The sequence below is a fragment of the Streptomyces sp. NPDC047869 genome (genome assembly GCF_040704065.1).
In the GTDB taxonomy this organism is placed as follows: domain Bacteria; phylum Actinomycetota; class Actinomycetes; order Streptomycetales; family Streptomycetaceae; genus Streptomyces.
The window spans coordinates 1-12,241 of sequence record NZ_JBEYRK010000011.1 but is presented as its reverse complement, the minus strand read 5'-3'; the positions used below and the strand labels follow the sequence as shown (position 1 = coordinate 12,241).

At 73.3% G+C, this 12,241-nt stretch carries 9 protein-coding genes and 2 pseudogenes; 2 read left to right on the top strand and 9 right to left on the bottom strand.

Annotated elements, in window-relative coordinates; genetic code table 11:
- Nucleotides 1-219: 219 nt before the first annotated feature.
- Nucleotides 220-1,594 (bottom strand): annotated as a pseudogene (locus tag AB0924_RS16250) (tannase/feruloyl esterase family alpha/beta hydrolase).
- 507 nt (nucleotides 1,595-2,101) lie between these two features.
- Here AB0924_RS16250 and AB0924_RS16245 point away from each other — a divergent pair.
- On the top strand, nucleotides 2,102-3,328 hold the full coding sequence (locus tag AB0924_RS16245; protein ID WP_366911721.1) for a cytochrome P450: 1,227 nt from the start codon (nucleotides 2,102-2,104) through the stop codon (nucleotides 3,326-3,328).
- 11 nt (nucleotides 3,329-3,339) lie between these two features.
- Here AB0924_RS16245 and AB0924_RS16240 read toward each other — a convergent pair whose 3' ends face one another.
- The 7 genes from AB0924_RS16240 to AB0924_RS16210 form a co-directional block, all read right to left on the bottom strand.
- On the bottom strand, nucleotides 3,340-4,134 hold the full coding sequence (locus AB0924_RS16240; protein ID WP_358933622.1) for an SDR family oxidoreductase: 795 nt from the start codon (nucleotides 4,132-4,134) through the stop codon (nucleotides 3,340-3,342).
- Nucleotides 4,135-4,189: 55 nt separating this feature from the next.
- Complete coding sequence (locus tag AB0924_RS16235; RefSeq protein WP_366911720.1) at nucleotides 4,190-5,251, bottom strand: YihY/virulence factor BrkB family protein; 1,062 nt, start codon at nucleotides 5,249-5,251, stop codon at nucleotides 4,190-4,192.
- Between the two features lie 64 nt (nucleotides 5,252-5,315).
- Nucleotides 5,316-5,903 (bottom strand): sigma-70 family RNA polymerase sigma factor, encoded by a 588-nt coding sequence (locus tag AB0924_RS16230; protein ID WP_366911719.1) that lies wholly within the window; start codon nucleotides 5,901-5,903, stop codon nucleotides 5,316-5,318.
- 165 nt (nucleotides 5,904-6,068) lie between these two features.
- Nucleotides 6,069-6,791, bottom strand: coding sequence for a hypothetical protein (locus AB0924_RS16225; protein ID WP_366911718.1), 723 nt, complete (start codon nucleotides 6,789-6,791; stop codon nucleotides 6,069-6,071).
- Between the two features lie 110 nt (nucleotides 6,792-6,901).
- Nucleotides 6,902-7,558 carry a ScbR family autoregulator-binding transcription factor gene (locus tag AB0924_RS16220; protein ID WP_358933613.1) on the bottom strand — a complete coding sequence of 219 codons (657 nt, stop codon included), beginning with the start codon at nucleotides 7,556-7,558 and terminating at the stop codon, nucleotides 6,902-6,904.
- 268 nt (nucleotides 7,559-7,826) lie between these two features.
- The gene (locus AB0924_RS16215) at nucleotides 7,827-9,065 is read right to left on the bottom strand and encodes a cytochrome P450 (RefSeq protein WP_366911717.1); all 1,239 of its coding nucleotides are present in this window, start codon (nucleotides 9,063-9,065) and stop codon (nucleotides 7,827-7,829) included.
- 121 nt (nucleotides 9,066-9,186) lie between these two features.
- The gene (locus tag AB0924_RS16210; RefSeq protein WP_366911716.1) at nucleotides 9,187-9,870 is read right to left on the bottom strand and encodes a ScbR family autoregulator-binding transcription factor; all 684 of its coding nucleotides are present in this window, start codon (nucleotides 9,868-9,870) and stop codon (nucleotides 9,187-9,189) included.
- 387 nt (nucleotides 9,871-10,257) lie between these two features.
- Here AB0924_RS16210 and AB0924_RS16205 point away from each other — a divergent pair, with 387 nt between their 5' ends.
- On the top strand, nucleotides 10,258-12,102 hold the full coding sequence (locus tag AB0924_RS16205) for an acyl-CoA dehydrogenase (RefSeq protein ID WP_366911715.1): 1,845 nt from the start codon (nucleotides 10,258-10,260) through the stop codon (nucleotides 12,100-12,102).
- Here the strand turns inward: AB0924_RS16205 and AB0924_RS16200 are convergent.
- A pseudogene (locus AB0924_RS16200) lies at nucleotides 12,099-12,241 on the bottom strand (RNA-guided endonuclease TnpB family protein); the annotation flags it as partial. The gene AB0924_RS16205 and the pseudogene AB0924_RS16200 sit on opposite strands and share 4 nt — an antisense overlap.

The following is a 12,241-nucleotide window of genomic DNA, read 5'->3' as shown; positions in this document are numbered from 1 at the left end:
GGGAACGCTTGCCGACGAGGTCACACCTGGCGAGCCCCTCGGGAGCGCCGTCGCGGACGGCCGGCGGGGCTCCCCGGCCCAGGGGGAGCCGTCACGCGGTCGGGCCCGCGGCCCCGTGCCGCTCAGCTCGCCGGGGGCCGGCCGGGCCGGACGGTGTGCCGCTCGCGACGTGCCGGTGCCGGACGGGTCGCGCGGCCCTCGGTGACGGCCGGCCCACGGTCACGTCAGCGACCCGGAGTTCACCAGGTCACCGGTGGCCGGCCGGGCCACCGTGCCGCTCGCCGGAGGTTCCTGGTGGTGTTCCACCCAGTCCGTCAGGGCGGTGAAGGCGGCCCGGTAGCAGGGCAGGATCGGGCGGAGCCGGTCCGGGTAGGTGTCGTAGAGGCTGTCGACGTGGGTGCCGCCCTCGATGCGGTAGTAGCGGTGCAGCCGGGAGCGGCCCTGCTCGGCGATCATCCGCGCGTACAGGTCGGACTGGACCCGGATGGGGATCAGCGCGTCCAGGGTGCCGTGCACGGTGATCATGGGCTTGCCGATCCGGCCGGTGAGCGAGACCCGGGCGACCGCGTCGTGGACGGCGCGGGGTCTGGACGCGTAGTCGTAGCCGGCGTCGGAGGGGCAGGGGGCGAGGATCTCCTCGACCGTCGAACCGGCCGAGGCGCCGGGGCAGTCGGGGTCGTAGCCGGGGTCGAACTCGGCGCGGTAGGTCTTCTGGGTCAGCCCCCAGTAGACCTTCTCGTGGTAGGGCCACAGGAACTCCGAGCCGCGGGCGAACCCGGCCGCGTACATGTCCTCGTCGCCGGCCCGGCCGAGCCGGCGGGCGACGGCGGTGGGCAGGAACGTGAAGAGGTTCGGGCCCTCCGGGCGCCACAGCGGCCCCTCCCAGTCCACGCCGCCGTCGTACAGCTCGGGGTGGTTCTCCAGCTGCCACCGGGTGAGGTAGCCGCTGTTGGAGATCCCGGTCATGTAGGTGCGGCGCGGGGCGTGTCCGTAGTGCTGGGCGACGACCGCCTTGGCGGCACGGGTCAGCTGGGTGGTGCGCCGGTTCCACTCGACGACGGCGTCGCCGGGACGCTTGCCGTCGGTGTAGAAGTCGGGCCCGCTGTTGCCCTTGTCGGTGGCGGCGAACGCGTAGCCCTGGGCCCAGCACCCAGTCGGAGACGAGGGTGTCCATCGCGTACTGCTTGCGCACGCCGGGGGCGCCGGTGACGACCAGCTTGCCGTTCCAGTCCTCGGGCAGCCGGATCACGAACTGGGCGTCGTGGTTCCAGCCGTGCAGCGTGTTCAGCCTCGAGGAGCCTGGGAAGTAGCCGTCGATCTGCAGACCCGGCACGCCGGTGGGGTTGCGGGTGCCCTTGGCGGCGAGTCCGGCCCAGTCCGCGGTGTCGGTGTAGGACGTGCCGGCGAGGGCGCTGGTCGTCAGGTCGTCGTGGCGGGAGATCTGCTGCAGCTCGGCGCCCGGAACCGTGATCCGGCGCCGGCCGCCGCCCCGGCCGGGCGAGCCGTCGTCGGCCCGGGCCGAGGCCGCGGGGGTGACGGACGCCGCCGCGAGCAGGGCGGCGGACAGGAGGGTGCTTCGACGGCTGGGGTGCATGGTGCGGCCTTCCGGGTCCGGTGGTGCGGTACGGAGGGAGTTGGAGCGTGCCGTGCACATGTTTGGCCTCCCCCGCCCGCCCGGCCATGGTCGACAGCCACACATCGAAAGCGTCAGCGATGGCATGAGCACACATGGCCGCCGGGGTTCGGCGCGCCGGCCGCCGGAGGGCGTCGCCGTCGCCCCCGGCGTGCGGGGCGTCGGCGGCTGCGGCACGCTACAGACAGGTTCGGCGAAGGGACGCAGCGTGGCCGACGGCGGCAGACCGCCCCGGCCGTCCGGGCGAGGCAGCGCGGACGGCGCCGGGCGAGCACACGAGCCGGCCCCGCGACCGGGCGGACGGCCCCGGACGTCACGGCCGGTCCGGGTGGTCGTACGGCGGGCACCGCGTCCGCACCGCGACGGCCCCTCCCCCGGATACTCCGGCGTGGAGCACGGGACCTGGTGACGCGCGGCCGCTCACCGGAGCCGCGCTTGGGACTCGGGGACAGTCAGGAGTGATGCGACATGAGCTTCGACACCGAGCCCGCGGCACCTGCCCCGCAGGTGCGGCACTGGCCCGTCGACGACCTGCCCGCCCTGGAGCCCGACCCGTTCCTGGACGAGGTGCTCCGCGACGAACCGGTCACCCGGATCACGCTGCCGTACGGCTCCGGGGACGCCTGGCTGGTCACCCGCTACGAGGACGTCCGCTTCGTGACCTCCGACCCGCGCTTCTCCCGTGCGGAGCTGGTCGGGCGCACGGTGACCAGCATGGCGCCGCAGGCCGTGGCGTCGCAGACGGCGGGGCTGCAGTACAGCGACCCGCCGCGGCACACCCGGTTGCGCCGGGTCGTTGCCCGGGCGTTCACCGCCAGGGGCATGGACCGGCTGCGCCCGCTGGCGGAGCGCACCGCGGAGCGGATGCTCGACGGCATGGAGCAGGCCGGACCGCCGGCCGACCTGATGGAACACCTGCACACCCCGTTCCCGATCGCCGTCGTGTGCTTCTTCCTCGGCGCGGACGAGGACGACTGGCGGGACTGGGCCGGGAACTCCGAGGCGCTGCTGTCCAAGGACCCGGACGGCGGCGACCGCAACCGGGCGGCGCGCGAGGCGACCCGCGGCCGGGTCGTCGATCTGCTCGCGCGCCGGCGTGAGGAGCCGCGGGAGGATCTCGCCAGTGTGCTCGCCCAGGCCGCCGCGGCGGGCGAGATCAGCGACGGCGAGGCGGTCTCGCTCGCCATGGCGGTCTACGTCAGCGGCGGTCACGCGGTCCGCAACAACAGCGGCTCCATGATGTACGCGCTGCTCACCCATCCGGCCCACCGCGACCGGCTCCGGCGCGATCCGTCGCTGGTGCCGCAGGCGGTGGAGGAGCTGTACCGGTTCGTGCCCCACCGCAACGGCGTCGGGATACCCCGGGTCGCCACCGAGGACGTGCGGGTCGGCGGCCGGCTCATCCGCAGGGGCGATGTCGTCTACAACGCCTATGTCGCCGCCAACCGGGACCCCGCGGTCTTCCCCGAGCCGGACGTCCTCGACTTCACCCGGGACGGTGCCGGGCACCTCGCCTTCGGACACGGCCCGCACTTCTGCCTGGCGGCGCTGATGGCCCGGATGGAGGCCGAGGTCATGATCAGAGCCGTGCTCGGCCGGTTCCCGCGGCTCCGGCTCGCCGTGGCGGCCGAGGACGTGGAGTTCCAGCGCGAGGGGCTGATCCGCGGGCCGCGCGTCCTGCCGGTGACCTGGTAGCGCGGGGCCGGTCAGGGCAGGATCGCGTCGACGTACCCGCCGTCGACGCGCAGCGCTCCCCCGGTGGTGGCCGAGGCCTGCTCGGAGCTGAGGTAGACGACCATGTTGGCGATCTCCCCCGGCTCGATCAGGCGTTGCAGCAGGGACTGCGGGCGGTGCTCGCGCATGAAGGCCCGCTGGGCCTCGTCCCAGGGCAGGGACCGGTCGACGAGTTCGTACACGAAGTCCTCGACCCCGCCGGTGTGGGTGGGCCCGGCGATGACGGAGTTCACCGTCACGCCGGAGCCCGCCGCCTTCTTGGCGAATCCGCGGCTCACCGCGAGCAGCGCGGTCTTGGACATCCCGTAGTGGATCATCTCGGCGGGGATGACGACGGCGGAGTCGCTGGCGATGTACTGGATCCGCCCCCAGCCGCGCTCGGTCATGCCGGGCAGGTACGTCCGGGTCAGCCGTACGGCGGCCAGGACGTTGACCTCGAAGTAGCGCCGCCACTCGGCGTCGGTGATCTCCAGCGGGTCGGCGGAGCCGAAGATGCCGAGGTTGTTGACGAGGATGTCCACCCGTGGCAGCAGCCCGGCCACCCGGTCGGCGCCCTCCTCGCCCGCCACGTCCGCGGCCAGCGGCACCAGTTCCGCGCCGGGGACCTCCCGGGCCAGCGCGGCGACCGCGGCCGACACACTCTCCTCGCTGCGTCCGTTCACGGCCACCCGGGCGCCGGCACGGGCGAGACCGGCGGCGATGGCGGCACCGATGCCCTGCGTCGAACCGGTGACGAGGGCGGTGCGTCCAGTCAGATCGATGCGCATGCGACGACAGGTTCCCCGCGCGCGGGCCGCCCTACCGGGTTCCGGCCGGGCCGGCTCACGCTTCGTCCAGCCGGCGTACGTCCTCCTCGTCCCACGCGCTCGTGTCGCGCGGTTCGACGTACGGCTCCGCCTCCGGCGGGTTCCCGCCGGCGATCGCCCGCTGCCGTGCGGTCTCCGCGTCGAACTCCAGGCCCAGCAGGATCGCCAGATTGCTTATCCACAGCCAGACGAGGAAGACGATGACGCCGGCCATGGCCCCGTAGGTCTTGTTGTACGAGGCGAACCCGGCGACGTACAGCGCGAACCCGGCCGACGCGATCAGCCACAGGAGCAGGGCGAGGAAGCTGCCGGGGGTGATCCACCGGAACCCCCTGACCTTGGCGTTCGGGGCCGCCCAGAACAGGATCGCGATCATCACGGTGACCAGGACGACCAGGACCGGCCATTTGGCGATCGCCCAGGCCGTCAGGGCCGCGTCCCCCATGCCGAGGGCCTCCCCGGCTCGCCGGGCGAGACCACCGGTGAACACCACGATGAGGGCGCTGACCACGGCGAGCACCATCAGGACGACCGTCACACCGAGACGGACCGGGAGGATCTTCCAGATCGGCCGGCCCTCGGGGACGTCGTAGACGGCGTTGGCCGTGCGGATGAAGGCGGCGACGTAGCCCGAGGCCGACCAGACGGCCAGTACCACGCCGACGACGGCGAGGACGGAGCCGGTGCCCGCGCTGCCCTGCAACTGCTCCACCGCGCGCGTGAGGATGTCCCGGGCCGGGCCGGGGGCGAGGTGCTTGAGGTTGGTCAGCACCTTGTCCGTGGCGGACTTGCCCGTGATGCCCAGCAGGGAGATCAGCACCAGCAGCGCCGGGAAGAGGGACAGCACGCCGTAGTAGGTCAGCGCCGCGGCCCGGTCGGTCAGCTCGTCGTCCTTGAACTCGCGCAGCGAACCCTTGAGGACCCGGCCCCACGCCGCCTTCGGCAGCTTCGTCGGCGCGTCCGGAGCGCGCCGCTCGACCTCCGGGCCGGGCCCGGCGTCCTCCGGTGACGGCGGCTCGGGCTCACTCGCCGCGTCGTCGTGATGGTCCTTGTGCCCTGGAAGATGCAGTCGTGCCATGCCCCACGGGTACCCCCGGAGGCGCGAATACGCAGCCGGGGGCAGGACACGGTGCGATTCTCCGTCAGGCGGCCTCGTCCAGCAGGCCGGTCAGCGTCGCCCGGGCCCGCGCCACGCGGGAGCGGACCGTACCGACCGGGCAGCCGCCGGCCCGCGCTGCCTCCGCGTACGGCAGCCCGGCCAGCTGGGTCAGCACGAAGGCCTCGCGGCGCTCGTCCGGAAGCGCCGCCAGCAGGTCCAGCAGGGCGACGCCCTCGTCGAATCCGGGCAGGCCGCGCGGCTGGGCGCCCTCCACGGCGGTCTGCCAGTCGAGGGCGTCGCAGAGCCGGGGCCGGGCGGCGGCGCGCCGGTGACTGTCGGCGACCGCGCGGCGCGCGATGGACAGCAGCCAGGTGCGCGCCGAGGAACGGCCCTCGAAACGGTGCAGGCTGCCCAGCGCGCGCAGGAACGTGTCCTGTGCCAGGTCGTCGACGGCCTGGGCGTCGGCGCACAGGTGGGCGACGTAGCGCCGCACGTCGCGGTGCAGCGCGCGGACGAAGTGCTCCAGCGCGCGGGGGTCGCCGGCCCGGGCCGCGAGGGCCCACGCGGTGACCGGCTCGTCGGCCGGGGCGGGATCTTCGGATGCGGAGGGCAGGAGGGCAGGAGTGATCACCTGGTGTCCTTCTCGGATCGTCCGGATCCGGGCCGCGGGCACGATTCGGCGCCGGCGGTCCGGTGAGGAGGGCCGGCCGCCGCGGCACGCGCGCGGGTGCGGGGTGTGCGCGGGGTGCGGCCGGGGCCCGGGGCGCGCGGGGCGGCCCCGGGATTCCTGCTGCCGTCAGGCGGCAGCGGCCCCGGCGGGCGGACCCCGGGAGACGATCGAGTGGACGAGGAGCAGCAGCCGCGGCGCCCGTGCCGAACGGCGGCGGCGGAGCCGCGGGCGCGGACGCGCCGGGGTGGGGGGCAGGGCCAGCAGCAGTCGCAGCGGTGCCGCCAGCCGGGCCGCCGCGGCCCGCAGGATGCGGAACGCGGCCTTCTCGCCGTACGCCAGCCACAGGCCGCACAGCGGCGCGGCGAGCAGGTGGGCGGCGAGCATGCCGGCGGAGGAGCCGATGTTGTCCGGGGCGTGCCGCATGTGCCCCGCGCCGGCCATGTGCGCCATGTGGCTCATGAGGCCGGTGCCGTCCGTGCCCATGGAGCTCATGGAGCTCATGTCCATGGCGCCCATGCCGGCGGAACCCGTACCGAGGGAGCCCGTGGAGCCCGTCCACAGCGAGGCCGGGTCCATGGGCGTCGTTGCGGTGAAGGCCGGCCGGGCCAGTGAGAAGGCCGCGTGCAGCACCGCCTGGGCGGCGACCACGACCGTCACGACCAGCGGCAGGCCGCGCTCACGTCCCGTCAGCGACCAGCCGGCGGCGCCGGTCACGGCCAGCCCCGCCGCGAGCGCCCAGCCGGGGACGTGCCGGCCGGACATCAGGACGTGGCCCAGGGCCGCGAGCAGCACACAGACGGCCGCGAACACCGCGGCACGCGCCGCGCGCGACCCCCACCCTGCTGTCATCGCGCCTCATCCTCGCATCCGGGCGTTCCTCGTCGTGCCCCGGTACGCGCCGCGGACCGCTCGTGACTCAAGCGGCGCGGGACGTGACTCAACCGGCGCGGGACTGCGGCCTACAGACCGGCCATGCTGTTCTCGGCGCCCCGGCCGACGGCCGGCTCACCGGCCGGCGGCCGGGCGGGGACGGCGGCGGGAGCGGCGGTCAGCCGGGGCAGCAGACAGGTCCAGAACTCCACCATGCGGTCCTCCGACTCCGGGTCGCGGTCCGGCCCGCCGAGCCGTTCGAAGCCGACCGTCGCCGCCACCACGACCGTGGCCACGCCCTCGGGTGAGACGCCGTCCCTCAACTCCCCTGCCGCGTGGGCCCGTCGGGCCGTGTCGCGCACCCAGTCGTGCCAGGTGTCGAGCACCGCCGTCCCGTTGTGCCGCGCGGGGTCGGCGCTCAGTACGAACCCGGCGCGCACCACGGGGTCGGCGGCCAGGGCCACCACCAGCCGGCGGATCGCGTCGACCAGCGTCCTCGCCGCCCCGGTCTCCGTGGACCGTGCGCACTCGGCCAACTCCCTCACCGAGCAGGCGGCGGCCCCTTCGATCTCGCGGGCGAGGGCGTCCTTGCTGGGGAAGTGGAAGTGCAGCGCGCCGGCGCTGACTCCGGCCCGTCCGCTGATCGCGGGCAGGGAGGCGCGGGCGTAGCCGTCGTTGGCGAAGGCCTCCGCCGCCGCGCGGATGAGGGCCTGCCGGGTGCGAACCGCCCGTACCTGCTTGACCATGACGCCCTCCTCCTGGGCCGGCGCGGAGGCGGGCCACCCCTCAGCCCCGTAAACCGCATGTTCAGTATGTTTATGCCGGACGGGCACGGCAAGGCCTGGCGTCACGCCGGGTGCCAAAACCCGTAAGCGCTCTCAAATGCCCTTGCCGCACGGGGAGTACGCCGTGTGGCTCACCGTTGGAAACCGCGCGTCTGGTCGGCGGGGGGAGCGGGAGAAGTCCGCCGCCCGGGGTGGACGGCGGACTTCCGGCGGGCGGCCGCCCGCGCGCTCAGGAGTCCTGGGGGCGCAGCAGGACGGGCAGCGACCGGTAGCCGTTCAGCATGAACGTCGGCAGCGGCGCCAACTCCGGTGGCGCGCAGGCGAGTTCCACGTCCGGGAACATCTCGAACAGTCGAGAGAGCGCGGAGGCCGCCTCGATCTCCCCGAGCGGGGCGCCGAGGCAGCGGTGGGGTCCGTGACCGAAGCCGAGGATGTCCCGGTCGCGGTCACGCAGCAGGTCGAAGCGGTCCGCGTCGGGCCCGTGCCGTTCGGTCTCGTGGCCGCCCGCCGCGAAGTTGACGAGGATGCAGTCGCCCTTGCGGATCAGCACCCCGTCCAGGTCGATGTCCTCCACGGCGAACCGCATCGGCGCGTACGCACCGGGCGTGTGCACGCGCATGGTCTCGGCGACCACGTCCGCCCAGGTGGCGCGGCCCTCGCGCACGTGCGCGAGCTGGTCCGGGTGGGTGAGCAGGGCGCCGGCCGCGTTGGTGATGAGGGTGGCGGTGGTGTCCTGGCCCGCGGCGATGAACATGAAGAGGGAGCCGAGGAGTTCGTCCTCGGTCAGCCGGTCGCCGTGGTCCCGGGCCGCGATCAGCGAGCTGGTCAGGTCGTCGCCCGGCCGTTCCCGCTTGTCCTTGACGAGCGCGGCCAGCCGCCCGAACGCCTCCAGCCGGGCGGCCTCCATCTCCGCGCCCGGCACGGTGGAGCTGAACACGGTGCTCAGCGCGGCGGACAGGGCGTCCGTCTCGGCACCCCGCGGCACCCCGAACAGTTCGCAGATGACCCTGAGCGGCAGCACCTCCGCGTAGGCGGTGCGCAGGTCGACCGGGGCGCCTGACGGCAGGGCGGCGAGTTCGCCGAGCAGTTCGGCCGACAGTTCCCGGACGCGGGGCCGCAACGCCTCGGAGCGCCGCGCGGTGAACGCGCCCGCCACCAGGCGGCGCAGCCTGGTGTGGTGCTCCCCGTAGGCGAACAGCATGTTCTCGTTCGCCACCCACGGGTAGAGCGGCCACTCCTCGGTGATCTCCCCCGCTATGAACGGCGGCCAGTGCAGCCGCGCGCTGCGCGAGACGCGCGGGTCGGTCAGCAGCCGCTCCACGTGGCTCTGCCCCACGACAGCCCAGGCTAGGACCCCGCCGGGCAACTCGACCCGTACCGCGGGGCCCTGGGCGCGCAGCGTCGCGGCCTCGCCCATGTGGTCCCGGCCCATGAGGTCCAAGGCGTAAGGGCAGGCGTTCTGTTCCATCGGTGTGCTCCCTGGGTCGGTCCTGCATCACGTTGTGGCGTGGCGACGCGCCCATGGCAGCGATGTCCGCTCCCCCACGCGGGGAGAGGACCGGCGGCCTTGCTCCGCGGAGGGCTCCCGGTCAGCCGGCGGCCGGGGCCTCCTGCGGTTCCCCGCGCAGCTCCATGGCCTCCTCGTGGACGCGTCTGCCCCGGTCGAGCGACATGTCCAGGCGCACCAGGACCGCGGGAACCGCGATGCTGGTCATCAGTTGCCGGTAGAGGTCGACCACCCGCTCCATCAGGTCCGAGTGATCGTTCATGATCTTGGAGAGCACCTGTGCCCCGGTGAACGCGGCCACGAACGCCTTCGCCGCGGCCTGGACGTCGACCTGGGGCAGCAGTTCCCCGTTCGCCTTCGCCCGTTCCAGCAGCATGGCGTTGTAGTCGACCCAGGAGGCCATGGGCACCCGCCGGTCCAGCCCGTCGTGCGGTGAGCCCTGGTCCACGGTGAGGCGGATGCTGCCGCGCACCATGGGGTCTCCCGAGCCCAGCAGGTGGGCGAGGAGGAAGCCCGCGTCCAGCCCCTCCTGGAGCACCAGTTCCCGCGGCGGCGATTCCGGCACCGACTTCAGCTGGTCGGTCAGCACCGCCTGGGCGAGCTGTTCCTTGGAGGCGAAGTGGAAGTAGAGGGCACCCTTCGTGACGTTCGCCCGCTGGAGGATCTCCGAGATGGTCGCGGCCTCGTAGCCGACGTCGGCGAACACGTCGGCGGCTGCCACCAGGATGTTGCGCCTCGTCCTGATCGCTCGTTCCTGCAGGGCCACGGCACATCCTCCGCACTGGCTTCACGGACCGGTCGGCCATGAAAAGAAACCGACAGGTACGTATCGTGCCACCTCGGAAGATGCCCTTTCAACCATATGGATGCCTCCCCTTCACCGGGTGCACGGTCTCCCCGGGCCGTCGCCGACGCCACGATAAAACCTGTCGCCCGGTATCTCAATGCCCCGCCGGGCCTGGCCGCACAAGGAAGGAGGCCGCACCCCCGGGGAGTTGGGCATTCCGTTCACGACGAAGTCCGGCGGGGTTCACAAGGCGCTCCTGTTCGGCCACCGTTGGCAGAAATTTGGCTTGATAAGCAAACCGGGAGGTCCGTATCTTCTGACTCTGCGCAACCCACCCTGCCGGATCTGCGACCACGGGAGAGGGTCATGACCCTTTTGACGTCCCAGGTACATCTCCCTCCTTCGCCGGAGATCGAAAACCACGGCGAGTTGACCCGGCTCCTCTTCGACGGCGACGACCGCGAGCGCGTCCACGGTATGTGGCGCGACCTCATCGCCAAGGACACGTTCCGCCACCGCCCCGGACTCGGCGCCGCCGAGCGCGCAGCGCTCTCCTACGAGTGGCTGCGCCTGGTGAACGACACGGCCGGAGGGGCCGAACGGCTCGCGAACGACCCCCCGTTGCTGGCGGCACTGCACGAGTGGACGGCGATCGTGGACGGCGGCGGGGGCCTGTGCACGGTGGCGAGCATCCACTACAACCTCTTCCTGGGCAGCCTGCTCGACCACGGGGGCGCCGGGCGCCGGGACCTGTCCGACTTCACGGCCCTGCGGCGCACCGGAACGTTCCTGTGCACCGAGCTGGACCACGGCAATGACGCCTCGGCGCTGGAGACCACCGCGGAACTGGACCCGGTGACCGGCCAGTTCGTGCTCGACACCCCGCACGCGGGCGCGCAGAAGTTCATGCCCAACACGAGCATGACGGGCGGCCCGAAGAGCGCCGTGGTCGCCGCCCGCCTCATCGTCGAGGGCCGGGACGAGGGTGTCTTCCTGTTCCTGACCCCGCTGAGCGACGAGCGGGGGCTGCTGCCGGGCGTCCGGGTCCGCTGGCTGCCGCTGCGCACCGGGGCCCCGGTGGACCACTGCCTGACCTCGTTCGACCGGGTGGTCCTGCCGAGCGAGGCCCTGCTGGAGTCCGAGCACGGCCGGCTGGATGCCGAGGGCCGGCTGCACAGCGGTCTCGGCAACCGGCGCAAGCGGTTCCTGCACTCCATCGGCCGGGTGACCATGGGCAAGCTGTGCATGAGCGGCGCCGCCGTCGGCGCGACCCGGGCCGCGCTCGCGATAGCCGTGCGCTACGGCGGCCAACGGCTGGTCAGCGGGCCCCGGGCGGGTGAGCGCATCCCGGTGAACGCCCATCGCTCGCACCACGGGCGGCTGCTGAAGGGCGTCGCCACGGCCTACGCCATGACCTTCCTGCACCGCGCGGCGCTCGCCCGCTGGGCCTCCGCGCACACCGCGGCGGACGCCGGGGAGCGGGCGGACGCCGGAGAGCGGGCGGACGCCGAGCGGCTGATCGCCGTGGCCAAGGGCTGGATCACCTGGCAGGCGCGGGACATCGCGGTCGAGTGCCGGGAACGCTGCGGCGCCCAGGGTCTGTTCGCCGCGAACGGCCTGTCGGAGTTCCCGCAGTACATCGAGGGCACCATCACCGCCGAGGGCGACAACCTGGTGATCTGGGTGAAGGCGGCCGCCGAGATGCTGTTCGAGCATCAGCCGCCCCGTCAGGACCCCGAACCGCCGGGCGGTGTGGAGCGGTTGACGGACCTCCGGCACTTGCGCGGGCTGCTGGCCCGGGCCGAGGCCGTCTGGCAGGACCGGGCGCGGGCGGCGCTGCGCCGGGGGCCGTCCGGTAATCCGGTGGAGCGGTGGAACGGCGCCTCCTCCGCCGCCCTGGAGATGGTCTCGGTGCACGCCCGGCTGCGGGCGGCCGACGCCTTCCTGGCCGCGGTGACCCGGGCGCGGCGCCCCGAGGCGGGCGAACTGCTGGAGAAACTGTGCCGGTTGTTCCTGCTGCAGCAGCTCGGTGAGTTCACCGGCGACCTGCTGGCCGACGGCCACCTGTCCGGCGATCAGGTACGCGCCCTCCCCCAGTTCCTCGACGACGTCCTGCGCGACCTCGCACCGCACATGACCGACCTGGTCGAGGCCTTCGACCTGCCCAGGGAGTATCTGGAGGGCATCCCGTTGACTTCTTCCCCCGCCTAAAGGCGGGGGATTCCAGCGGTCGCCCGTTGGGGTTCCTGCTTCATCGACGGCCGCCCCGTCCGGGAGGACTCCCGTTGAGGTCTTACACCGTCTCCACAGGCAGACGCCGCCAGCCCGGCGGCCAGGATGTTGCGTGCCG